The sequence below is a fragment of the Cytobacillus kochii genome, from assembly GCF_020171845.1.
In the GTDB taxonomy this organism is placed as follows: domain Bacteria; phylum Bacillota; class Bacilli; order Bacillales; family Cytobacillaceae; genus Cytobacillus; species Cytobacillus kochii.
Window position 1 is genome coordinate 545,213 of sequence record NZ_JAIVAM010000003.1, and the last position, 22,875, is coordinate 568,087.

At 32.1% G+C, this 22,875-nt stretch carries 30 protein-coding genes; 7 read left to right on the top strand and 23 right to left on the bottom strand.

Annotation, left to right across the window (positions count from 1 at the left end; translation table 11 throughout):
- Positions 1–26 precede the first annotated feature (26 nt).
- The 23 genes from LCM23_RS06170 to LCM23_RS06280 all read right to left on the bottom strand — a co-directional run bounded on the left by LCM23_RS06170 (position 27) and on the right by LCM23_RS06280 (position 17,895).
- Positions 27–746 (bottom strand): hypothetical protein, encoded by a 720-nt coding sequence (locus LCM23_RS06170; RefSeq protein ID WP_224936119.1) that lies wholly within the window; start codon positions 744–746, stop codon positions 27–29.
- Positions 743–1,249 carry a hypothetical protein gene (locus tag LCM23_RS06175; protein WP_224936120.1) on the bottom strand — a complete coding sequence of 169 codons (507 nt, stop codon included), beginning with the start codon at positions 1,247–1,249 and terminating at the stop codon, positions 743–745. The genes LCM23_RS06170 and LCM23_RS06175 overlap by 4 nt, the downstream gene beginning before the upstream one ends.
- Complete coding sequence (locus LCM23_RS06180) at positions 1,249–1,887, bottom strand: hypothetical protein (RefSeq protein WP_224936121.1); 639 nt, start codon at positions 1,885–1,887, stop codon at positions 1,249–1,251. Before LCM23_RS06180 ends, LCM23_RS06175 begins: the two co-directional genes overlap by 1 nt.
- On the bottom strand, positions 1,874–2,128 hold the full coding sequence (locus LCM23_RS06185) for a hypothetical protein (protein WP_224936122.1): 255 nt from the start codon (positions 2,126–2,128) through the stop codon (positions 1,874–1,876). Before LCM23_RS06185 ends, LCM23_RS06180 begins: the two co-directional genes overlap by 14 nt.
- The gene (locus LCM23_RS06190) at positions 2,125–2,520 is read right to left on the bottom strand and encodes a hypothetical protein (protein WP_224936123.1); all 396 of its coding nucleotides are present in this window, start codon (positions 2,518–2,520) and stop codon (positions 2,125–2,127) included. The genes LCM23_RS06185 and LCM23_RS06190 overlap by 4 nt, the downstream gene beginning before the upstream one ends.
- Before the next feature lie 10 nt (positions 2,521–2,530).
- Positions 2,531–2,995, bottom strand: coding sequence for a hypothetical protein (locus LCM23_RS06195; RefSeq protein WP_318247530.1), 465 nt, complete (start codon positions 2,993–2,995; stop codon positions 2,531–2,533).
- A gap of 79 nt (positions 2,996–3,074) precedes the next feature.
- Complete coding sequence (locus tag LCM23_RS06200; protein ID WP_224936125.1) at positions 3,075–4,091, bottom strand: hypothetical protein; 1,017 nt, start codon at positions 4,089–4,091, stop codon at positions 3,075–3,077.
- Between the two features lie 39 nt (positions 4,092–4,130).
- Entirely contained in the window at positions 4,131–4,646 is a 516-nt protein-coding gene (locus tag LCM23_RS06205) for a hypothetical protein (protein ID WP_224936126.1), read from the bottom strand.
- Between the two features lie 27 nt (positions 4,647–4,673).
- On the bottom strand, positions 4,674–6,086 hold the full coding sequence (locus tag LCM23_RS06210; protein ID WP_263624139.1) for a hypothetical protein: 1,413 nt from the start codon (positions 6,084–6,086) through the stop codon (positions 4,674–4,676).
- A gap of 33 nt (positions 6,087–6,119) precedes the next feature.
- Positions 6,120–7,646 (bottom strand): hypothetical protein, encoded by a 1,527-nt coding sequence (locus tag LCM23_RS06215; protein WP_224936128.1) that lies wholly within the window; start codon positions 7,644–7,646, stop codon positions 6,120–6,122.
- 47 nt (positions 7,647–7,693) lie between these two features.
- Positions 7,694–9,436 (bottom strand): hypothetical protein, encoded by a 1,743-nt coding sequence (locus LCM23_RS06220; protein ID WP_224936129.1) that lies wholly within the window; start codon positions 9,434–9,436, stop codon positions 7,694–7,696.
- A gap of 9 nt (positions 9,437–9,445) precedes the next feature.
- A complete protein-coding gene (locus tag LCM23_RS06225) occupies positions 9,446–10,252 on the bottom strand; it encodes a hypothetical protein (protein WP_224936130.1) in 807 nt (268 codons plus the stop codon).
- 105 nt (positions 10,253–10,357) lie between these two features.
- A complete protein-coding gene (locus LCM23_RS06230) occupies positions 10,358–10,729 on the bottom strand; it encodes a hypothetical protein (protein WP_224936131.1) in 372 nt (123 codons plus the stop codon).
- Between the two features lie 198 nt (positions 10,730–10,927).
- A complete protein-coding gene (locus tag LCM23_RS06235; RefSeq protein ID WP_224936132.1) occupies positions 10,928–11,215 on the bottom strand; it encodes a hypothetical protein in 288 nt (95 codons plus the stop codon).
- Between the two features lie 17 nt (positions 11,216–11,232).
- Positions 11,233–11,475 (bottom strand): hypothetical protein, encoded by a 243-nt coding sequence (locus LCM23_RS06240; protein ID WP_224936133.1) that lies wholly within the window; start codon positions 11,473–11,475, stop codon positions 11,233–11,235.
- A gap of 45 nt (positions 11,476–11,520) precedes the next feature.
- Positions 11,521–11,790 (bottom strand): hypothetical protein, encoded by a 270-nt coding sequence (locus tag LCM23_RS06245; protein ID WP_224936134.1) that lies wholly within the window; start codon positions 11,788–11,790, stop codon positions 11,521–11,523.
- Positions 11,791–11,818: 28 nt separating this feature from the next.
- Complete coding sequence (locus LCM23_RS06250) at positions 11,819–13,051, bottom strand: hypothetical protein (protein ID WP_224936135.1); 1,233 nt, start codon at positions 13,049–13,051, stop codon at positions 11,819–11,821.
- Between the two features lie 3 nt (positions 13,052–13,054).
- On the bottom strand, positions 13,055–13,246 hold the full coding sequence (locus LCM23_RS06255; protein ID WP_224936136.1) for a YonK family protein: 192 nt from the start codon (positions 13,244–13,246) through the stop codon (positions 13,055–13,057).
- Between the two features lie 39 nt (positions 13,247–13,285).
- Complete coding sequence (locus LCM23_RS06260; protein WP_224936137.1) at positions 13,286–13,939, bottom strand: PhoH family protein; 654 nt, start codon at positions 13,937–13,939, stop codon at positions 13,286–13,288.
- 51 nt (positions 13,940–13,990) lie between these two features.
- Complete coding sequence (locus tag LCM23_RS06265; protein ID WP_224936138.1) at positions 13,991–14,266, bottom strand: HU family DNA-binding protein; 276 nt, start codon at positions 14,264–14,266, stop codon at positions 13,991–13,993.
- Positions 14,267–14,616: 350 nt separating this feature from the next.
- Positions 14,617–17,208, bottom strand: coding sequence for a hypothetical protein (locus tag LCM23_RS06270; protein WP_224936139.1), 2,592 nt, complete (start codon positions 17,206–17,208; stop codon positions 14,617–14,619).
- A gap of 118 nt (positions 17,209–17,326) precedes the next feature.
- Positions 17,327–17,602, bottom strand: a complete 276-nt coding sequence (locus LCM23_RS06275; protein WP_224936140.1) for a hypothetical protein — start codon at positions 17,600–17,602, stop codon at positions 17,327–17,329.
- A gap of 86 nt (positions 17,603–17,688) precedes the next feature.
- The gene (locus LCM23_RS06280; RefSeq protein WP_224936141.1) at positions 17,689–17,895 is read right to left on the bottom strand and encodes a helix-turn-helix transcriptional regulator; all 207 of its coding nucleotides are present in this window, start codon (positions 17,893–17,895) and stop codon (positions 17,689–17,691) included.
- Between the two features lie 221 nt (positions 17,896–18,116).
- Between LCM23_RS06280 and LCM23_RS06285 the strand changes: the two genes are divergently transcribed.
- The 7 genes from LCM23_RS06285 to LCM23_RS06315 all read left to right on the top strand — a co-directional run bounded on the left by LCM23_RS06285 (position 18,117) and on the right by LCM23_RS06315 (position 22,822).
- Positions 18,117–18,398: a hypothetical protein gene (locus LCM23_RS06285; RefSeq protein ID WP_224936142.1), complete on the top strand. Its 282-nt coding sequence runs from the start codon at positions 18,117–18,119 to the stop codon at positions 18,396–18,398.
- Entirely contained in the window at positions 18,398–19,516 is a 1,119-nt protein-coding gene (locus LCM23_RS06290) for an FtsZ/tubulin family protein (RefSeq protein ID WP_224936143.1), read from the top strand. Before LCM23_RS06285 ends, LCM23_RS06290 begins: the two co-directional genes overlap by 1 nt.
- 188 nt (positions 19,517–19,704) lie before the next feature.
- Entirely contained in the window at positions 19,705–20,274 is a 570-nt protein-coding gene (locus LCM23_RS06295) for a M23 family metallopeptidase (protein ID WP_224936144.1), read from the top strand.
- A gap of 235 nt (positions 20,275–20,509) precedes the next feature.
- Complete coding sequence (locus LCM23_RS06300) at positions 20,510–20,938, top strand: helix-turn-helix domain-containing protein (protein ID WP_224936145.1); 429 nt, start codon at positions 20,510–20,512, stop codon at positions 20,936–20,938.
- Positions 20,939–21,025: 87 nt separating this feature from the next.
- Positions 21,026–21,214, top strand: coding sequence for a DUF7394 family protein (locus LCM23_RS06305; RefSeq protein ID WP_224936146.1), 189 nt, complete (start codon positions 21,026–21,028; stop codon positions 21,212–21,214).
- Entirely contained in the window at positions 21,189–21,680 is a 492-nt protein-coding gene (locus tag LCM23_RS06310) for a hypothetical protein (RefSeq protein ID WP_224936147.1), read from the top strand. Before LCM23_RS06305 ends, LCM23_RS06310 begins: the two co-directional genes overlap by 26 nt.
- A gap of 29 nt (positions 21,681–21,709) precedes the next feature.
- Positions 21,710–22,822, top strand: a complete 1,113-nt coding sequence (locus LCM23_RS06315) for a conjugal transfer protein TrbL family protein (protein WP_224936148.1) — start codon at positions 21,710–21,712, stop codon at positions 22,820–22,822.
- Positions 22,823–22,875: the final 53 nt, after the last annotated feature.

Sequence of the window (22,875 nt, forward strand, 5' to 3'; positions counted from 1 at the left end):
TAAACAATAAAAAAAACAACTATTAATTAGCTGTTTGAAAATGTATTACCAAAATTCTTTTTGAAATCAGATTGAGATATTGCATGTTTTTCGTTGGCGAATAAATCAATATGCTTATTCCAACTGTCTATTTTTACTTTGTCTCCTGCAACAGTGGCAAAGAGGGTAGAAGTATTATAGTTCTGGTATTGACCAATCCTATGAAAAGTCATATAAAGTTGATAAACAGTAAAATCAAGAATCATATCATAAGTAATTCCACTTCCAGCAACAACAGAAGAAACAATATCACCAAGATCGATATTTCCTGATTCCTGAGCTTTAACACGTTTACTTCTTTCAATGGCTCTTTGGATTTCGGGGTTTGGATTAATTTCTTCTTCCTTGATACAATTCATTGTTAATATTAACTCTCTATAGAAAGAAAAATTATCCTCAGTTATCTGTTGGAAAGCGTGTTCTTCAAACATTCTATCGAAGATTCTTAGATAGCTTTGAAATATCTCTGGTACTGAACAGACAATCTCCAACAAACTGTAATTATATAGCTCATTGATAAAGCTATCTTGAGATCCATCTTTATATGCTTCAGAGAATTTATTGATAATATGGTTTTTAGTGAGGGAAATATATTGTAAGTCTGAGTTAGTAGAAGGGTAGTCTCTAACTTTGAGTGGTTTACATTTTCCTAGTTTAGTTTCAATTGGAAGACCTAGAATAAGCTGCTCTTTAATATCATCAATCATCTTCTCAGTCCACCAAATTTAAAAACATGCTTGTATCCCACATATTGATTAGGAACTCCACTTATAATATTTCCACCTGCATAATCCATTTTCCCTAATCCAGTAATAGAAGAGAAGTTGAACATTTGGCTTACCTTATCTGCAATTCGGTTACTTCTAAAATCACCATTTTCATATTCAAAATGACATAATATATCTATATGTAAGTCTTGTGTGACAGCATGGAAACTCTTTACACCACCCATAGGTTCTCTGTCACCTAAATACACACAGAGTCTACACAGTGGATTTTCGTCTAAGTCCTTGTGTTTAGGAGTAGACATTACTAAGTTTTCTCTAAGTGTCCAATCAACATCAGTATCAAGTATATTTGGAAGAGAGGGGTTTAAAGGGTCAAGCGTTTTCTCTCTTAAGCTTTCTGGTTTATAATGTAGCAACCTTAATAACTCTTCATCATTCCAAAGTGTTTTCATTATATCTTGTATATTTTGATACATGCTCATTAGCTTTTCACCACTCTTTCAGCAGTGATTACCATTACACCTTTTTGATTTATAACGGATGAATAGTCAATGAAACTAATTTTAAACGATGAATTGAAAACGGAAAATTCTTTATTGATTTGAATATCTTCACTTTCAAGATAAGCCATTGTTATTTGAATACTACCTTCAGGAATATTCACTTGTTGATTACGGTTATTGATACTACTTTTTGTTTCTGCAACACAAGGAATATGTACAGTTGTACCATCAACAATATCGTAAATTGGTCTACCATATTTATCATGTCCGAGGAACACTTCTGTTTCACCTGTAGAGATAGGGAAGGTAGAGTTACATAAGGTTATTTCAGCTTTCTTGTAGATATTGTTATCTTCGGGGAAAGTAGTTGCCAACCAATTATGTTGATCAATTTTATAAACATTGCCCATTTCAATATCTTCTCGCTTACCAATTACCTTTTTACTGTCACTTTTCGCATCCCATTTTTGATACACTAGCAACCTAGAAGAATATTCTTCATTAATCAACACTTCACGACTCTCAAAACCATTAAGCGACTTCTCAAGTAATAAAAGTCCGTCATGCTTTATTTTTTCATTAGAATCTACGTTATGATAATTGCTATAGTCTTTCACAATTTTCTCCACAAACAACTTTAATATTTGCGTTGATTCTAGTTAAGTCAGCACTAACGGTTAAAATAATATCTCTAATTTCAGAAAGCTCTGGCTCAGAAAGAAGCTTTTTATCTAGATAATTTTCAAGTAGGTAAAGAATTGAATTATTCTTCTTACTTAATCGAGAAGTGTAGTTAAACAGAGTTTCATAATCATCTGAGGAGCCATTCTTAATGACAACACTGTATTTACAACTCATAGAAAATCCTCCTCAGCGTTCATAATAAGACTGTTGATTGTGTCTTTTTGTTCTCTAACTGATGTTTCAAGTGACTTTATTTGAGTATTGAAGTTTTTTAATCCGACATCTTTAGAAAATGGCTGCCATAGGGATTCGATATATGTTTTCTCATTAGTTAAGAAAACCAATCGTATATAATTAGCCACAATTAGAAGATAGTCTTCACTCAATGCTTCAGAAACTTTTTCATCCGTATCATCACATGTGAATTTTGTTCTCATTCTATTATTAAACAGCATTACCGCATTTTTTATTTGCCTGTATATGCCCATATCATCATTCGGTAAATCAATATCCGACACTTTGCAATTATTAAGGAAAGTTTCCCAAATTTCATCATATGTAGTCATCCTCATCACCTTAATCAAATAGAATGGAAGAATCAGTTCCCATCCACTCAGCAATAAAGTCTAATTTACCTTTTGTTAAAGAATCTCTTAGATGTGTTGCTACTTCGACAACAAATTGCTTTTCAGAGTCCACTGTGATTTTCTTTAATTCAGATTTCATTTTATTGATATTGCCATTTAACAATTTTTCTATATCTTCATTAGAATGAGTGTTGCTTTCATAGGCTTCAATGTCACTAATGCCATCTTTGAGTTCTGAAATATCTTTTGCATCTCCAACAATAACTAGTTCACCTTTGTCAAAACAAACACTATTCATTTGAAGCCAATCTACAACTTCTCTTGGAACTTCTTTAGTGTCGATCCTACCGTTTTTACTTCCAGCCCAAGTCCATTGCTTATTTGAGCCATCTGCATCATACCTAACAAAATATGATGTGTTTCTGTGTCTTGCTAATTTAACTTTATCCATTATATTTCTCCTCCTGAATACCTTTAAAAGGTGACAGTAGAATATACAGTCACCTTTGAGATTATTTATTTAATTCAATTAATCACAGCGAAATAGCTGCATCTTCCGTAATAAGTCCAATTGCCTCTCCGAACAATAGGTTGATAGATACATCTTGAATTAATTTAAGTTTTACTCTTTCATCTTCAATATCTTGGTCATGTAGTTGACGTAATCCACCGTATTCAACAATGGAGAATGGCTTTTGATCAACACCACCTGCAAACATATATCCTTTATTTACTGGTAATTCAACTTTAGAGTTAGTAGAATCAGTAAATGGATTAACTAAGTTAACAGCAGTTGTACGGCCAATAGTGGAAGGGTTTAAAGCTGTTAACAATTCTTCTTTAATTCCATCAGTTAATAGATTCTTAATAGTAGAATCAGTTGCTTGTTGCATTGCAAAATAGTCAATCATTAATGAATCGGCAATAAATAGTGGTCTACCGCCATAACGCTGTAAAACAGAAGAAAGCTTATTGTATTGAGTAAGAGTCAAGTTAGCACCTGATAATACATTTGCAGAAGGGATTCTACCAGAAGTTACTGCTGCATTACTCAATTCATTTACTTTGTCAAAATATAGGCGTACTTTTGCATTAGCGACATCTTTAACAAGTTTATTAAATTGGTCAACTGAATCTTTTACTAAATCAAGTGGCTCGTAATAGAAGCCAGTAGATAAATGAGTAGGTACAGCGAAGATAGATTTTTTACCTTCTACACGAACTAAATCTACACCTGAACCAGTTGCAGACCAAACAACTTTAGCTTTATTTTTCTGTGGAATACGAAGTTCTTTTAGATTTCCACGTTGTTCTTTAGATACAGTTGCAAACAAAGATAGAAGGTTTGTAACCATAGGTTTTGCAATTTGATCAGCTGTTTCTACTACTAATTGGTTAAATTGATGTAGAAGAGTAGGATCAGGATTAGCTGAACCATCATTAAACACTTTCTTAATATATGCTTGAATGTCAGTTGAGTCATTGTCTTCCATTTTGTTGAATACAACACGATTAAATAAGCCTTTAAGCTTAAGATTATCAAATTTCATAGTAAATACTCCTTTAATATGTAGTTATTTTTAATTAAATTAAGCTTCAATTACTTCAAGTCGTACCAATGGTTGACCTAAAGTATATTCAATATCTTGCTCATCATTCACAACTAAGAACTTTGCAGACGCAGTTTCATAATCAGCGTGTGTTCCATCATGAATTAAGAATTTCTTTGTTGCAGGGTCGAAGTGTGCAAATTTACCATTAGCTGGTTCACCAGTATATGCACTAGTATCGAAGCGAGTATACGCTTCTTCAAAAATAACAATTCTAGCACGTTCGCCAACTTCATTATAGAAGTCACCGATTGCTTCACCCATATAGCGTGTTTCAGGAGATGCAATTAAATAAGTTTTCTTAGTCACATCTGATAATTGTTTTACTGTTCTTTCACCGTTAGCATTGAAGCCCAATTCAACAGCTGTAAAGTTATCAATAGCAGCACCTTCTACAAGTGCGCCATTCGCAACTGTTTTTACTTTTAGTGAATTTAAATTACCTGTGGCATGTTTACCAACTTCTTGCATTGCTTTTAATAAACGACTTCCCATTATAAATACCTCCGTATTAATATATTTTTAGTTAGAATAACGACTTTCAAAGTCATCAGCAGCAGGAATTAAATTTTCCCTAATACTTGATAATTCTCTAAAAGTAGCAGACTCATTTTCTTTTTCATCAAGTGTAACCATATCCACTAGAATAGAATTAAGTTGAAGCTTTGCATCTTTTCCAGTTTCATCTTCATAAATTGCTTTCTTAACCAATTCTTGAATTTCTTCTTCTTTGAATTTTTCTACAGCACCAAGAGCTTCAAACTTAGCAGAATAGAATGTCTGTTTTTCTTCTAAGGCTTTCTCGAATGACTCTTTTTGCACTTGTTCTTGGAATGGTTTCAATTCTTCAACTTTAGAATTTAATTGAACAATAGTTTCAGATGCCTTATTAAACTTTCCTTCAATTTCTTCTTTAGATTCTTTTACTGAATTGACTTGTTTCTCCAAAGTTTCGATTTGCTCTTCTTTTTCATTCAATTGTGCTTGAATTTCTTCTGGCACAACTTCTTCCCAATTTCTTTTTAGGAATACTTCTTTCTTTGATTCAATATCGACAACAACTTTATCATTTTCATTTGTATAATTGTATTTGAAATATTTATCAAATGAATTGTCTTCATCCCAACTATATAAATTTGCAATGAAGTAATTTTCATACACATCTGCAATATAACTACATGTATTTTCACCTAAAGTAGGATCTAAACTATTGTAAATTAGTGAACGGATATCTCCATGTGATAATTCAAATACTTTTTTAAATTTCTCCATATTTTCACCTTCCTCATTTTTATCTTGAGTAATTGCTTCAGCTATTAATTTAGTAATCTTTGATTCATCATAAGCAGGGTAGATTTTTTTATGCTCTCCTCTGTCAGAAGAGTTTAGGATACAATTTCCTTCATAAACAAAGTTCAATACCTCCGTTATGCCATCTTCAACTTTATAACTGTCATATAATATTTCCATACTTGTAGAAACAGTAATTCCTTCATCAATCCATTCCTTCAATAACCCAACCACATTAGGAAATCTAGAAGTCCACAGAATACCTTTACCAGCTACCACTTCAACTTCATTTCCTTCTGAATCTGTAGTAGTTGTTATGTAAGCATCTTCAGTAAACACTCCAATAGGCATAGTACCCATTGTGACAATAGCATTACCAGTATCTCTATCTTTAGTTAGTTGCATTTCATGTCCACCGAGAGCATCGTCATTAGATTCAGTAGAAGATTTCTCATAATATTTTGCTACGATTGGCATACCATTTAGACTAGATAGAACTTTTTGCGCTGTTTCCTTGGCTATAAAAGCTTTATTGTGTGACACATTGAAATCATGCAAAAAAAACTCGACTTCTGATTTTGTTGGATTATCTGTATCAGAAATTGAGTTTAATTGAATTTCAAATATATGTTTTTTCTTCTCCAATTTTTTCACCTCCTTAAAAGGGGATAGAGGAGACTATGAAGGAACATTATTTCCATCATTGCTCTTACTTTTAATAGTGTTTTCATTGTCAGGGCTCTCCTCACCATTTCTACCTGAACTATCATTAGTCATGGTATGTGTGCTTTGGAATGGCTTAATCTTATCTTGTAATTTTAGTGTGTTAGTTTCATACATAGTTTGATCTAAATAAGAATCCCAAGACACATCACCAATTGCATCAACTACATGCTTTGTTGACCACCCTTTATCATTCATTTTCATTAGAATATCAATTTTCTCCTTAAGAGTGAGAGGAGGTTCTTTATCATATTCCATTTTAAAATTGTCTTTTTGTGAAGCAGGGAGGACTAAGTTAAACAATTTTAGATATACTTCCTGCTCAATATTTTCAAGCATGACTGACAACTTTTTATAAATGGTATCAAAATTTAATTTAGCGCTAGCGAAGTTGCCACCATCACCATTTAAAACTGAGCTTGAAATACCATATGCTGAATGAATATCACTGTTGATATGATCAAATTTCTTTCCATCTAATCCATCAGTTTTAATATCAGGAAAATTTAATTCGGCAAAGTTAGGAATAGTAACTACATTTACACCAGACTGACTATTTTTTTCTAAGGCTGCTTTTACACCAGTGTGTATTTTTTGTTTAACAGCCTTTGCGATATTTAAGTTTTCTGTCCTGTCATAATCTTTAGACCCATTTACACCAACCGTTAACACTGCTACAGCGTTAATAATTTTATTTGCAATAGAATGTTCAACGTCTTTCAACTTCTTCTTATGTAATACATCATATAGACCAGAAGTTACGATTGATGTACCTAGTGCTTGATTCCTTTTTAATGTACCTGTATTAACAACAAAGGTGATTTCTTGAGGTAATGCAAAATATCTATTATTAGTCGGATCTTTTAAATATTGCTCATATTCCTTCTTGGTGATATGTGGAGAAAGGTTCTTAAAATAGTTTTCTCTGGCAAATTCATTCATCTGATGAATCCAATCCATATCAATTACACATTGCCATTCACCTCTAAGTCTATATGCAGGGAAGACATATTTAACATTATCAAATATGAAAGGGTAGGGGGAAGTTTTATCTCCGAGCCACATCCCAACTAATGTTCCAGCAGCTGCATTTTGCTTAAGGATATCTCTGGTCAATCTTTTGTGTTTAACCTTATTTAGTGTTTTATTTAGTGTACCACTGTACTTCTCAGTGGTTTTACTCTTATCGAATGAATCTAATTTATAGTTAAGTGTAGGAAGTGATTCGATAAGTTCAAATAGCTGATGTATCTCACCTGAAGCAATATAATAATATTGTGCAATATCTTCAATCTCTTTTTGATGAGTATCAGGATTAGCAAAATATTTAACTAGAGTTTCTTTTTCAACCTCTTTAACAATTCCTTGTGAGAAGAGATTATCAACTATATTTGTCGCATAGGTAGACATATAATCTGTATATTCGCCTATTAACCTCTCATATTCTTCAGATTCAATATTAGTTTGAGTGTTATTTGTCATCAATTCACCTCCTGTAACTATTGTTATTTATATTAGGTTATTTTCAATTAAAAATAGACAAGATCATCATCTTCATCATAGGCAATACCAGTATTAAGTTTATTCTTTTGTTCAAGTTCTGAAATAAAAGCCATAGCATAAGCTAGACTTGTTACTCTGTCTCGTTTTGTAGACTTACTAATCCTTTCATACACAGTATTACCATGTGCTGTTTCTGCCTGTTTAATATTGCTTAATTCATTAATTAAAAAATCTGTATTAATGAAGGAGCTATATTCTTCTTGACTAATTTCACCAGATTTATAGAGGAAGTCTACTTCAGCTGAATTAACTAGTAATTTTAAGCTCTTATTTTCAAGAGATGCCTTTAAATATGTATACATTACATTGTTAAAATTATTAGTAGCTGCAACTTTCCTAATTAACGGAATTGCTCCTTTAAGCTGTTTTCTTTCATCGTCATCATCTGGTACAAGCGGAGGATACTCTACTGTTTCCCCTTGGTCATTTTTATATTCCCATGATTCGTCTAGTAGGGAAGGGAGGGGTTGACCATTACCACGAACATCTAATACTAATTTGATGGTATTTGGGAATTTGAGTAGTAATTCCCTTAGAAAGTTAGCTTGATCAGGTAAGGACATTCCGTTGTTAGTCTTAATGTAGACCAGCTCTTTATTGTAATTCCCATTAGGCTTTTCCTTGAGTTTGATTACAACTGTACTAGCATTATCACTACCATATGCTTCAGATAAAGCGACATCGTGTGAAATAACATAGGAGACTTTCGATTTTTTAGGTTGTTTTATCTCAGCTCGTTCCATTATTCTGCATGAATCTGTTAAATCATAAGGGAAAAAGCTCTCATTTGAATTTCCAACAAACACTGCTTCGTATTCATATGCGAATTTATCTCTTGTCATTGAAGGTTTGTTTTTCTCTTGCATGATATCATCTTCATAGTAGATCCCAGCATTAACACCGACTTGATAGGGGAGAGTACATACAAAATAATCCTTTTTACCTTCTAACATTTTATTGTAGTGATTTGTGAATCTATCATAAAGACTGCAATTTTTTAAATAGGCGCTTGATATGTAAATAATTTTTCCTTTTTCTACAGGGAGGTCATTGCCATACTTCATTGAAAGGTCAATCATTGTTTGTCTTTTTGTCTTAGTCATAGGAACTAATATTTCTTCCATGATTGAATCTTTTACTAATCGTGCTTCATCAATTAAAAGTTGGTGGAAGCGCCAACTACGAGCAGATTCACCATCGTGTCCAATTACGATAGCACGCACCTCTGAGCCATTTTTAAAGTGAACAACACAGTCATCAGAATTTGTTTTAATATTAACTATTTCTCTAGCTACATTTTCATTTTTAAAAAGCTCACCTTTAATTTTCTGTATAATTACATTTCTGGCTTGTTGACCCTTACCAGAAGCAATACCAAGCTTAATCCCTTTATACAAAATCGCAACACAAATAAAAAAGACCGCTGATAAGTACGATTTTCCCAAGCCTCTTGATGCAATAAACATACTTTCTTTGTGTCTTGCCATTGATCGTAGAATAAGCCTTTGGAAAGGATAGAGATTTATTTTAAGAATATCTACAGCAAATTCATCAATATGATGCCTATAATATGAAATGAATTTTCGCCATGCTTCAATGTTTATTGTTTCTCGTTTCTTTGGATCGTAACTTAATGGGTTGTCGGTGTTATAAACAGAAAAATCTTTAATACTTCTGCTAGTTTGACTGAAATTGTTGTAAGAAGTCATTTTATACACCTAAAGCGACTTATAGATGTGTTGGAAGTCATCTATAAGTTTGTCGTAATTGTCTTTATCAAGGTCATTTTTATGTTCATACACAAATGTTTCTGATTCGACCATCTCAACGATTTGAGAAATTGAGCCCATACCCACGTCTGTAATTCCTCTTTGGCTTTCAGAAAATTTAGCGGATTTTGATAGTGTGTCAAATATACCTTTAGCCTCTTTGTATCTCTTGTCTGCTCCACTTACCCCATCTTGCATCTCTTGAAAACATTTATCCATATGTAGACTAGCTTTTGCAATTTTCTTTGCGTAATCTCTGTGGCTTAATGTTACTATTCTAAAGTCACGGTCTAGTCCTTTCAGATATTCTTCCAAGTAGTCAATTTCAGAGGGGAGATAGTACCCCAACCAACTTCTACTGTATATTTTTTCATCATTAAGATAGGAACTATCGTCACTTTTTGTATGAATTACACTTGCCATATCTTTATGGCCTTCAAAATCACTGTCGTTCCAGGATAAGAGTCTATAATCTTTAGTGTTAACTAATTTCATATATTCTCCTAGCATGTTATTCTGCTTACATGCAGAATCATATAGCTTCTGAATATATGGCTTGTCAATCCTTCTCAATAAATCTAAAAAACTTATAAAGTCATTATTTTTTATGTGGTCTTGCATGCAAGATTTGCATATATGCAATCGTTCTGTAGCTTTATGAAAGGTTGAAAAAGAAGTGTAGAAGTCTCTATTTAAAATCCTTTCCTTTCCGCAACTAGTGCATTTAAATCTTTCTTCAGATTTATCTAAATTCAAAAAATCACCTCATTTTTTCAAAAAAAATAAAACTCCTTATTCAACGTTCACTCTTAATCGTAGACAAAGTGAACGCTGTAGTAAGAAGTTTTATGATTATTTATCCTATTCTCCTTCGGTAGGAGGATTTTCTAAATTTACAATTCTCGATACTAATTCATTCCACATACTCTCACTAACTGTGAAAGCAGGAAGCTTACTAGTTACTGCTTTATTTAAAACTGTTGCAGTAATCCCTCTAGCGGTAGTAGCTGTTCCTGCTAATGCTTCTGCTTCTGACATAGTGCTCAAATTTTGATTTGATGTTCCAGCCCCAATTACACTTCTTGCAGATGATTGATCAATAGCTTCTAATAATGATTTTCCAATTTCAGTAGCATCTGCAATTTGTTCAGAAGTATGAGTGTGATCAATATCAGCTTTATTTTTCATACTATTTTCCAATGAAGCTTGTGTTACTAATTCAATATCAGGCATCATTAATTCACCTTTCTTACGTAAATTTTACTATCTGAACCAAACACTAGAATAGAATTAGAGTTTTGTTCTGAATAATAAACTTTTGAATTATCATCTACGAATAAATTTTCTTGAGGAGTGTAAATAACTTTTCCATCAATAAATTGAATACTTTTTACTCCGTCAGAAGTTACTTTCCCATTGATAAAAAAGCTATTACCCCACATTGTAAGCACCAATCCAATTATAAGTAATTCCATCTTCAGAAATCTTAAAAGAATGGATAGGGCAATCAAAATGATCAATGGTAAACCCTTGATTCTCTCTTAAATAGATAACTGTTTCATCATTTACTTTGATAGTGCATTTTTGATCATTCATAAATGAAAATTTATAAAATGAGTATCTTCCAATTGGAGTGGAAGAGTGGGAGGGGATAATTTCTTTATTGTTCATACTAGTTTCCAAGGAACTACTAGCCATATAACCAATTCCTCTTGCCATATTCTCACTTCCTTATATCATTCATCAAAGTCAATATCATTACAAATATCTTCAATGTCTTGGAGATATTGTCTTGTTTTATCTAATAGAAATTGCTTATATGACCAATTTTGCACATCTAAAAAGAAATCCATTAGAATCTCATCTAATGGAACATTTCTATCTAAATTATATTTGATCATTTCAGTATAATCTTCAACAATTTCTTCAGCTGTCTCACTATTAGGTGGTACTATTAGAACGTTTGGATATTCTTCCATGCCATTTACCTCCGTTAATTAATAGAAGAAGGGGAAAGGGGAGGTTTACAAATCATGCAAAGTGTCTGAACAACATTTATCACAGAAATCTTCGCAAATGCCTTCACAATCATCTGAATATGAAACTTTTTTATTAACTTCCTCTAACAAATACTCAACTACAGCTATGTCTTTTGTTTCTGATACTAAATTAAACAAATGATTTTTCAGTTCATCTTGTGTAGTTGAATCTTTTACTCTATGAAAATACTCATTTACTAAATAACAATTTGTACATTCCAGTTCTTCTTCGTGTAAATTAGTAACCTTTGGCATTTATTTCTCCTTTGATATGTGTTTATTTTTAAATATAGTATATTGCTTCAAGATGAAAAGGGGAGTATTCAAACATCTGAAATCTTTTATGTGATCCAACAAAACCGTTATCCTGATGCCAATCATCTGTTTTTCCTTTGGTTGAGAGAGTTCTAACTAGAATCCCATATTTATCTTTAGCAGCTTCAGCGTGTAGGTGACCAGTATGAACTTCAACTACTTTACATCCAGCCATCAATTTACCAAAATCACTAAAGAAATTTTCATGAATTCTGTTTGCTCCCTTGTGGCCATGAGAATACCCAATAAAAACATCGTTCCAAACAAATGCTTTTCTCATATCTGTTTCTGTATCGAATGACACCTCTGGAAATTTAACCTCTAAAGTTTTAACGAATGCCCAACTCATAGATTCATCATGATTGGCGATAGAATAGCTGCATTCTACTTGTCTAGCGCTGTTTTGTGCAACAGTAATCAATTCAACATAAAATCTAAAAGCATCTTCCCATGCCTTAGTCATGTCAACTTTTTCTATTACTGTTCCACTTGCTGTTCTACCATAAAAATCAGAGTTATGCAGAAGATCCTGACCCAAAATAAAGAAGATAGTATCCCATTTTTTACTTCTGATTTTTGTAATGATTTTATCTCTAACCTCTAAATAGTTTTCATATGTATTTACACCAAAATGCATATCAAATAGAGGTATTTCAAGCAAACCGTCTCCATCACTAATAATATGATGCTTAAACTCTGGTACGATTTTTTCTTTAGCTGACTCTAAAAATTTATCAACATCAAAACCAGTAACTTTCGGTTTAACTGTAATCTTACTTGAATATAAACATTGGACACCATCTTGCTTACTGTAAACATTCCAAATATTATTCCTTGCACTAACTAAATCCCATTCTTTCTCGCTAAAACCGTGTGCTTTCAATAGATAAATTGGGTCTTTTTCTTGAGTTGCTGACATTTTAATTAGTTTGTCAGATTTATAAGAGCCATTTGCCATAATTTCAGTTGATTCTTTATATGTAATAGATTCTTCTTCATTAAGTTTTTCAACTTCCTCATTCTCAATGAATTCTTTATAAGCATAAGATTTCTTTCTCAAATGATCAGAGCTGCAATTTAACTCAAACATTTCAACTATCTCAGACCAATCTAAATCATTTTCTTTATTTAATTTATCTACACAAAGCCTAACCATATGTCTAAAACGACTTTCACCTTGTTGACGCTCAATGTTCTCCATAGATTAGAGTTCTTCCTTAACAGGTAGTTCTTTTTCTTCTTTAATGGAGACAGTAATATTCTTACCGTCAAAATCTCTTAGTTGCTCTAAGAAATCGTATGTATATTCAGCTTCCTTCGCTTGCTCAACAATTTCCATAGTATCTAAATCAAAAGTACCTCTAATGTTAACCTGATTAACTTTTTTACTTGCCATCTATTATTCCTCCTCGATATCCTTATATGTTTTTTATGATTACCATTGTAATTCGTCAGCTTTTCTAGAAATTCTACCCCTGAAATTTCTACTCAGTTCACAAACGGAAACGTAATCTTCACCTGTAAAATGCTCAATATAAGCATTAAATCCACTCTTAGATGGATCAGGTAAATCACATTGGCCAGTATGACCTTCCACGATAACTGTACAAGTATCATGAATTCTGGTTAATATTTTCTTTAATTCTCCACGAGTGAAGTTTTGACTCTCAGAAATAATAACCACACAATCTTTAATATTTGTACCCCTAGCAAAGATATGAGACTTGGGGTAAACCCATACAGTACCATTCTTCTGATTGTCGATATTGTTCTCGCTATGTATGACTCTTTCAGGTTCTTCACCAATTTCCAATAATGCGTCTTTTAATGGTTGAAGATACTCCATCTCTTTTTCTTGTTGATTTCCTGGGCGAAATCCCATTTTTTTCTCTTCAACTGGTGCAAAAATATAAATCAAATCTTTTCCTAATAATTTTGCACAGGCAACAGCTAATGTTGTTTTACCACTGCCACTCGGTGCATTCACAAAAGTTAAACTTTTATCAAATATAGAATCTACATAAATTCGTTGCTCATTAGTTAATTTAGGTTCAAATCCAAATAATAAACAATCATTAGGTAAAGGCATATGTAACCTCCAATATTAAAATAGGGGAGGGAAGACCCCTCCAACATTTAATTATTTATTTAATTTTTCTTTAATATGAGCACTCGGCTTTACTTTTAGATTATTTCTAGCAGCGATTTCTATTTCTTCGCCAGTTTGTGGGTTGCGGCCTTTACGTGCTGCGCTCTCTTTAACTACTAATTTACCTAACTTACCCAATGGAAACTCACCATAATCAACTAGACCTTCTTCAATAACAGCTACAAATTTGTCTAAAAGTGCAGTTGCATCTTTTTGTGGAATATCAAAATGTGCAGCAATTAATTTTTCCTTTTCAACTTTTTTCATAATAGAACTCCTCCTAATATCCTTTTGTATTAAGTTAATTGCAATTAAAGCTATTTTATAAAGTATTTTTTAGTGGTGGTATGAACTACGCCACTGTTATCTGAGTATATGTATGTTTTGATTACTTCTTGTTTATCTTCTTTTGTCTTGCTCTCCTTGTTCATGACACAGCCATTCCTCCTTAGATTATTATAAAAAGAGGGAAGTAGCCATGATATTTGTACTTGAGCTTTTTCTTCCTTTAGGGGTTATTACGGGAAACGTTCAACAAACGTTGGTATATCAGTGTTTAAAAGAAAAACAAAAATTGAATTCAAGGTGAAATACCGATAAATCAACCTTCACAACAATTAAAAAACGGTAGTACCTTTGCTCGTATATTTTTCTTTGTTGGTGTGCCATTTTTTACGCTGTCTTTCTTTTTCTTTCTTACTGTAGCACTTCTTGCAATATTTTGTATTTCTCCCTGTTATTTCTATCCTTGTACCACAATTGTTACACTGTTTGGTTTGGGCTAAGTTATGTCTTAAGTGTTCCAATAAAATATTTCCATAGCAATCCCAAAGTGTGGTTTTTATTGAAGCGTTTGTTTGTTTATATAAATATTCGACTAATTGATTGACGATTTTATCTTCTTCAATGAAAGAGCTGTTTAATTCATTTCTTATGTAGGTATCAATATAGAAACCATCATTTTTATGATCATTCTTTTTAATTATCCACTTTTTACTTCTGTCTAACTTTTTATATAAGTTTACTAAACTCTTATTTGTATAAACAACATCTTGATTCATTAGATTCTTATAGTCAAACTCTCCTGCAATATCTTTAAATTTTATTCTCTTATTTGGAATAACCTTTCTAAGTTTGTTAATAGTGCTATCATTAATCGGTTCAACATTTTTTCTTTCTTTTCCTTTAGCTTCTATGAAGAAAAAGGGGACTTTGCTTTTTATGTATTCTTTAATTACCTTATCTACTTTCTCAGGTCTCTTAGGCATATAAAGCGTCTTGGCGAAATCTATTATGTAGTTATTTTCAGCAGTTAGCCATTTAACCACTCTTAAATCTATGTTCTCACTATTGAAAACTTTAGTTATATTGTTACTCACTTCACCAATGTTGGCTTTAAATGCTAATACTAGACTTTCATATATCTTATCATTAGTGATTATCTCAGGTTTTGCGACTCCCATTTCATAGAAGAGGGGGAGGACACCTTTCATATTCCTTTCAGCGATACTAATAAATAGCTCATCCTGAATGACCAATGCTTTATCCCCATCATTATCAAACTGAAGAATCCGAGAAATTGGATCGTGAATACTAGTGTAAATACCATCTGTAATATACCATTTTTTATATTCCTCAGAAAGCGTATTTTGTCTAATCGCATGCTCTTTATAAAGATGGGGACTTCGTAAAATATCCAGTTTACCAGTTTCATAGATTTTGCAGAAAGCTTCCCCATTCTTAAGTAATCCAGAAGGCTCTTTTTCTAGAAAAAGTTTTTCGCAAAATGCATAGAGGTCTGGAATCAAAAAGGTATATTTTCCATTTATTTTTAACTTCCCAGATATAGCATCATTTATCATTGATTTTTTCTTATCCTTAATAACTTTCTTAGAATATGTATCATTAAGGAGTTCAGGATAAAGCAACAAGGCCTTTTGGAAATGACTCTTATTTTTATTGGATTCTGTTGCACCTAATACCCTTAGCATTGTTTCTTTGTCAGATCCTAATCTTTCAATATCTCTTATTGTTGGTTCAGCAAGCATAGCTAGTTCTTCTGTTGTAATATCAGTTAATGTTTGCAGCATTTGATAATTGAGTGTTGCATCTGCTCCAACATCTTCTTCGTTCAGTTTGACAGCTTGACACTTATATTTTTTAAACCGTGTCTTATAATCTTGCCAGTCCTCATAAAATTTTTTCATTTTAAATTGTGATGCTGTAAATATGTATTGGATATCATCCTTTATGATATCCCATTCTTTACCATAAATATCTTTTACTTTTGATGCTCCAAATTCTACTGCAAATTTATCAAATGGAAAGGGAACTAAAAGGCCTTTTACATAAGGAAGGCGCACCATAAATGATTTTTTGCTTTTCTTTGGAAGAATCATTCCGCAACCATCAGTATGTTCAATAGCAACACTCATTTCTTGAGCAGTAATTTCATAAGTTTCTCTGTCTATGTAGTCGAACATTGCTTTTACGTTAGTCTCAAGATCTGGAACTACTATTGCCTTATCAATATCAAAATTAGACCACTTTTCTGATGCTGAGGCTGTAAGAGCTTTATAAGCCAGCAGTTTATTTACATTCATACCACCTTTTTCATTGATTTCAGATAATGATAATCCACAGGTTAAAGATGGCTCGTGTTTTTCCCAAAGTGACTCTTTTATAAAAACAGCTTTTTTAGTTCTAATTTGTCCTGCGCTGGATGAAAAGTATGTGTATTTCTCTCCATCATATATGAATCCATCATTTATTAATTCTTTTAATACTTGATAATAATAAGCTCTCACAACAAGCATATCCAGTGATACTTTATCCACTTTCATTCCTATAGTCCTTGTTAGCGCTGAATCAAACATACCTATAATATGATTCTTTTTCAGGCTGTCAGTTCGCAACTCTCTAATTCCCTGGTGTGAGTCCAAAAGGCGAATAAGCTTTTCTTTATTCTGCCTTATTGCAGCTGTAATTCTTTTCAACGCAGTTCTTAATTGTGCTTTTCTATTAGTGAGAGATGGAGATTTATCGGTTTTAATTATTTCTTTTTCAATTTTTTTTAGTTTGTTCTTAATTGATTTTTTTAAAAGATGAAATTTTAATAATTTATTGTGCACTAAATTTTCTTTATCAGTGTAAAAAGAGCTGGTGTCCAAACTATATATGAAAACTTGCTTATCTAAACCTTTAGCCATTCATTTCCTCCTATTTCAATTCTAAGCTTAATTTCCCTAATAATAATCACAAAAAACTAATATGAAAATATAGGGTAGAGTATTTATAACCAAAATATATGTATGTATTTATTTTTAATTAATTATTGGCTTTTCTAGCCTTAGACATTCTTTCAGACAATTTTTGTTTCTGTTCTTCTGACAATACTCTTACTTTTTTCATTGATACTTGCTTTTCACTCAATATTCCTGAAATGGCAGTGGGGCGATCACCATCTTTATCTACAACAGTCATTTCACCTAGTTCCATTAGTTTTCTAATGTGTTTTGGTATAGTTGAGTAAACTTTCCATTCTCCAGTTTCCACTTCAAATACTAAGCATGTTTCTTGTTCTTCACGACTATAGTTTCCCACATACAACCCTCCTTTCTAATTAGTAACTCTATATTAAGTTAATTATAATTAAAAGTAAAGTTATTTTTGAAGCGAGGGATAAACTTTTATTCATCTTCATCTATGTATTCAAAAAGTTCATCTACAGTACAGTCTAAAATATAGGCAATCTTAAAAGCTGACTCTAAGGTTGGCATAGATCTTCCATTAACCCAACTATTTAAAGTTTGTTTTGTTACATCTAATTCTTCGCACAGTTCTTTTTGTTTTTTGTTAAGTTCTGCGAGTTTCACCTTTATTCTTGGTTTTAACAATATAATCACTCCAAATTATCCCTCCATATAAATATACATACATAGCTTTATTATAGCAATTTTATCATAAAAGTAATGATTATAGGTTAAAAAGTAATAAAAATTCTTTCATTTGTACTTGCAATATTTTCATATAAGCCCATATAATTACACTAGGATAAACAATTATCCATGAATATCATTAAATATTTTCAAAGATTTTTATTTATGGAGGTGGTAAGGTGAACTATTTTAACTCTATTGTTCAAAGTTTAACCATTACAGATTTAAAAATACTTGGGATTCTTCATGATCAAAATATCGATGTGAAATTCAAAGCTGTAAAGAAGAAGAAATTGAAAGAAGAGTCACTTTTGTCAGAGTCAAACTTTAGGAAGTCTCTCTACAGATTAGACGCAATGCAATTTATTGAATTGGTAACAGGGGAAAAAGATCACAGAGTATTCATAAGCGATATAGGAAAAGAAGCTTTACGAATTTCATTATCTGAGGAGGCAATTTAATGTACGGATTTATTGGATTAGGAGCAGCTGGAGGTAACTTAGTCGATGAAATGGCTAAGAAAGGTTATCCATCTATTGCAATCAACTTCTCAAGTAGCGACCTAGATTCACTAGAAAGCGTTACTGATAAACTGAAATTAGTTGGTTCAGAAGGTGTAGGGAAACAAAGAGAGAGAGCAATGGCCTTGATGCAAGACAATTGGGAATCAACTATTGAATTTGTAAAGCAAAAACTGTCTAAGCCTTCAGTTGATGTAATCTTTGTTTGTTTTTCAACAGCAGGAGGAACAGGCAGTGGTCTAGCGCCAATATGTATCGAACTCCTAAAAGGAAGTATAACAAATAAGACAATTGTAGCTGTTCCAATTTTACCTGACACAAAAGAATTTACTGCCAATCAAATGAACACACAAGAGGCACTTCTTCAATTATCAGAATTAGATACTTGTGTTCTACCCTTGGATAACCAATCATTTATAGCTAATCATGATAGCAATATCCCAAAAAATGAACTTTTTCAAAAGATAAACTCCGAATTTAGCAATTTATTAACTAAGATTGACCAATGTACTTACAAAAAATCAAAGTTCGGTATTCTCGATAAAAGGGATGCTCATCAACTGTTTTCAACTAAAGGTATTATGGTTATTTCTCAAACATCGTTAATTGATTTAAACAACCTAGTTCTTTCAGTTGATAATTTTACTATCAATATTCAAAAGTCTTGGAAGAAGACAATATTTTCTCCTATTCAATTTGAAAAGATAATTCGAGCTGGGATAATCTTTGAAGGAGATGAATCAATGCTTCAATTCCTCAGATACGAGAAACTGTTTGATGCGTTTAAGAATCAACCTTTAGAGCTATTTGAGGGTTATTACACAGAAGGGAAAGGGAATGTAATATGCATTCTGTCTGGTTTAAATTGGATCTATAATAGAGTAGAAGAAATAGATGTAATTATTGAAAAACACAAATCAATTGAGCATGAAGTAAAACCACGCTACACATCAAAACACATTGGAAAAACAGAAATGATTAACACCATTTCAAAAAACGTTAAACAAGAAAAGAAATTTAACGCAATGGATGTCCTAGCAAAATACAATACTAGATAACTATTTTTCAAAAATAAATAAGATGATTTTTAGATTACCCAAATCAATTTATAACATTACCCATTATCGTTACCCACCTTTATTTCTGGAATGGGTAATTACCAAAGCAACGGGTAAAGAAAATTTACCTACAATGAAAAATGGGTAATAATCAACAATATTACTTTTTTAGGAAAGTAGGCTCAACTATGTATAAGATAACTTCTAAGTATGGTCAACAAGAAATCTTTAGAAATTCCCCTCACAGTGGAATAGATTTCAAAATGGAAACTGGAACACCATTAAAATCTATTCGTGAGGGGGATGTTGTTGGGGTATTTGACTATGGAGATTTAAATGCAGGTAAATGTGTGAAAATCAAATGGGTAAATGGTGAAACAGCAATATATGGCCATATGAATGACTTCAATGTTGATAAAGGTCAACATGTGTATCCTGGAGATTTAATAGGTCATTCTGGCAATACAGGATATTCAACTGGAAGCCATTTGCATTTCGGTCTAAAAGATGAGAGTGGTCAAATTATTGATCCCTCAAAATATATTGCAGATATTCAAAATATGAATACTGAAGGATTAACATTGTTAACTAATAATAAACTGTCATTATTTGATTATTTTCAACAACATATGGATTTTATTAATTCTGCCCTTATAAATTTAAAAGTGAACTTAGTAACTATATTTACATCATCTGATTATTTTCCAATCATACAATTGACTAAGAATTTGTTGAAGTTTTTCTTTTTCGATGTCTAGTCGCTCAAAATCAAGATGAGATAATTTGTCAAACTCAATTTCCCAAGCCATTCTTTCATCTGTAAACCATCCAATATTCTTATCCATTCTATTTCCTCGGATTCCTATTATCTTTTGCACTATCCATTATTTCATCAAATAATTCATCTGATTCGTCTTTTTTTAGTAAAGTCAATTTTTTGTCCTCCTTATATGATTACATTCATATCATTAACAAAAGGAGATGAGTGTATACATGGAAAAACATATTGAGATTCCCATTTATCTAAGAGAAGGAATTTTAAAGGACATAGATAACTATATTATTTACCAAAAGTCCAAAACATTAAATTTTCAAGATTCACAGAGTACCTATGCTTCTGTTGAACAATTTGTTGTTGGGTGTGTTTGTCATTATTTGAAACAATTAAAATATCAAGAAGATTTATCAGGTTACACTGATTTAGGGAAGCCATATAAACTCAAGAATAAATTCAGAGATTATATGGATAAAAAAGGAGTTATTCCAGCAGATTTAGCGAAGAAAACTGGCATTGGAGCATCTAATATCAGTCTTATCCTTAAGAATAAAAATCAGCCTTCATTGGATTACTTTTTAAGAATATGGATTGCTCTTGAGTGCCCTCAACTGGATAAAGTTCTATATAGAGAAGTTGAAAAATAAAAACTTTTATTTTAAAAGTTGAATAGGACAATTTTCTACTTGAGTATCAATGAATATATTAAAGTATCAAGATAAGGAGTGATTTGAATGGGGATCGGCACAGTATTTGTTGTAGGTTCTTTAGTTAAAATAGCATCTGTTTGTTGCATAGGGTTGGGAACAACTTCTTTTATAAAGTTTTTCCATGATTACGAGTTAAAATTTAAAAAGAAAGGTGATTATAATGCAACCAATCAAGGTGAATCTTTGCGTGAGAAAGCCCAAAAATTATCTTAATTATCATTTATCAACTTTCTACCTGAATGAAAATTTTACAATGGGGTTAGTAAAGGAGGTGGAAAATCTCAGCCCCAAACAAAGAAAATACATCAAGAGGAATATTCAGCTATTCATTTCAACGACAGCAAGTTTTCTAACATTGTCATCAAAGTCAATGGCAAGCGCACAAATTACACATTCGGAGCAAGTAATCACAGGGATACCAACAGAGCTTCTACAAACGACACAAGAATTAATCGGTTTGGCAGTAGGAAGTTCAGTATTACTAACTATTTTACTTTTGATTGGAGCAGGTACTTTAAGACAGTTCAGAAAGAAAAAAGAAGCTTCAGAATGGACAGTAGACATAATAAAAGGGTTCATTCAAATAATGATCGCAACACCACTCGTTTTCATTCTTTATTATCTAACAACCATCATTTTAGGAAACTTCGCTCAATTCTCCCAACCATTTCAAGGTTAAGTAAAGCTTCAATTCTCCCATTCGCTGTTATGACTTCATCCTTTCTATACTCAGGCATAGCAAAAGCAGCCACTTTAAAAGATACTTTATTTGAACAAAAAGGAATACTCACTAAAGACTTCTCAGGTGAAGACAAAACAACCTTTCTCGGAATAGGTGAACTAATAAATAATTTAACTATCGCAATAAACTGGCTAAAAGATATCAAACAACATATCTACGACTTCTCCATTGATATATTTTCCTTTGTTTTTGAAATGTTAATGGTCATAGGATTGCAAACGCCTAGCTTTATATTCAACAATCCCTACACCATAAACACAACAGTGACTTTTTCCTTAATATCAATTAGCATCATCATCTTACTCACTATTTACGAGTCTATCATACAAATGTTTAGTAAAGTTTCTAAAAAAAGTTACACTCCTTTTATGAAAATAATGAAAAGGCTGCCTATAGCAATAGGAATTTCAGGATTTGCTCCTTTTCTATTCCAACAAGCATTTAAACTCCTAAATAAAATAACAAGAGGTATCACTGGCTTAGGGGGGAACATCTTTAAACAGAACAATTTTAGTGAAATCATATCATTAAGTGGAATAGATGTGCTTGGTATGGTTTTGTTTGACATTGTTGCTCTTGGTTTGATTATTCCTATCCTATTACAAGGAGGGAGAAGATGGTGGGATTTATTTTGTCTATGCGTAGCAAGCCCCCTAGCATTAACTGCATGGATATTTGATAGGCATCGGCACATGTTTAATATATGGTTTAATTCCATCAAGCGTCTTTCTATGATCCAATTAGTTATTGCTACTTTTATTGTCTTAATGGGATTATTTTTATATGGTGCACGATTTATAGCTGCGGATTTATGGGCTATTAAAATATTGATTATTCTTGGTGCATTATATCGAATTGCGAATCCACCTAATTTTGTAAAATCTTACACGAGAGGCGAGCAAGATGTAGTAGAACTTTTCGATAGCTATAAAAAGACAGCTCAGGGTGTTTATAATACGGTCACACTTAAAAACCTAAAACCTTTAAATTTCTACAGAAAACAAAAAACACTAGCAGCAACAAAGACCGCATTAAGAATGAAGCATGGTAAAAGATTTGTAGATAATTTAATCAAATAAGGAGATGATTCTCATTTATTTAAACAAAATCATTAATAAAACTCCTTTAGTAA

Coding starts and splice junctions, on each gene's coding strand:
- LCM23_RS06205 (WP_224936126.1), bottom strand. CDS start 4,646: ATGGGAAGTCGTTTATTAAAAGCAATGCAAGAAGTTGGTAAACATGCC.
- LCM23_RS06250 (WP_224936135.1), bottom strand. CDS start 13,051: ATGGAGAACATTGAGCGTCAACAAGGTGAAAGTCGTTTTAGACATATG.
- LCM23_RS06185 (WP_224936122.1), bottom strand. CDS start 2,128: ATGAGTTGTAAATACAGTGTTGTCATTAAGAATGGCTCCTCAGATGAT.
- LCM23_RS06200 (WP_224936125.1), bottom strand. CDS start 4,091: ATGAAATTTGATAATCTTAAGCTTAAAGGCTTATTTAATCGTGTTGTA.
- LCM23_RS06290 (WP_224936143.1), top strand. CDS start 18,398: ATGTACGGATTTATTGGATTAGGAGCAGCTGGAGGTAACTTAGTCGAT.
- LCM23_RS06170 (WP_224936119.1), bottom strand. CDS start 746: ATGATTGATGATATTAAAGAGCAGCTTATTCTAGGTCTTCCAATTGAA.
- LCM23_RS06175 (WP_224936120.1), bottom strand. CDS start 1,249: ATGAGCATGTATCAAAATATACAAGATATAATGAAAACACTTTGGAAT.
- LCM23_RS06235 (WP_224936132.1), bottom strand. CDS start 11,215: ATGGCAAGAGGAATTGGTTATATGGCTAGTAGTTCCTTGGAAACTAGT.
- LCM23_RS06190 (WP_224936123.1), bottom strand. CDS start 2,520: ATGACTACATATGATGAAATTTGGGAAACTTTCCTTAATAATTGCAAA.
- LCM23_RS06265 (WP_224936138.1), bottom strand. CDS start 14,266: ATGAAAAAAGTTGAAAAGGAAAAATTAATTGCTGCACATTTTGATATT.
- LCM23_RS06270 (WP_224936139.1), bottom strand. CDS start 17,208: ATGGCTAAAGGTTTAGATAAGCAAGTTTTCATATATAGTTTGGACACC.
- LCM23_RS06230 (WP_224936131.1), bottom strand. CDS start 10,729: ATGCCTGATATTGAATTAGTAACACAAGCTTCATTGGAAAATAGTATG.
- LCM23_RS06220 (WP_224936129.1), bottom strand. CDS start 9,436: ATGACTTCTTACAACAATTTCAGTCAAACTAGCAGAAGTATTAAAGAT.
- LCM23_RS06315 (WP_224936148.1), top strand. CDS start 21,710: ATGACTTCATCCTTTCTATACTCAGGCATAGCAAAAGCAGCCACTTTA.
- LCM23_RS06260 (WP_224936137.1), bottom strand. CDS start 13,939: ATGCCTTTACCTAATGATTGTTTATTATTTGGATTTGAACCTAAATTA.
- LCM23_RS06300 (WP_224936145.1), top strand. CDS start 20,510: ATGGAAAAACATATTGAGATTCCCATTTATCTAAGAGAAGGAATTTTA.
- LCM23_RS06215 (WP_224936128.1), bottom strand. CDS start 7,646: ATGACAAATAACACTCAAACTAATATTGAATCTGAAGAATATGAGAGG.
- LCM23_RS06295 (WP_224936144.1), top strand. CDS start 19,705: ATGTATAAGATAACTTCTAAGTATGGTCAACAAGAAATCTTTAGAAAT.
- LCM23_RS06305 (WP_224936146.1), top strand. CDS start 21,026: ATGGGGATCGGCACAGTATTTGTTGTAGGTTCTTTAGTTAAAATAGCA.
- LCM23_RS06255 (WP_224936136.1), bottom strand. CDS start 13,246: ATGGCAAGTAAAAAAGTTAATCAGGTTAACATTAGAGGTACTTTTGAT.
- LCM23_RS06245 (WP_224936134.1), bottom strand. CDS start 11,790: ATGCCAAAGGTTACTAATTTACACGAAGAAGAACTGGAATGTACAAAT.
- LCM23_RS06240 (WP_224936133.1), bottom strand. CDS start 11,475: ATGGAAGAATATCCAAACGTTCTAATAGTACCACCTAATAGTGAGACA.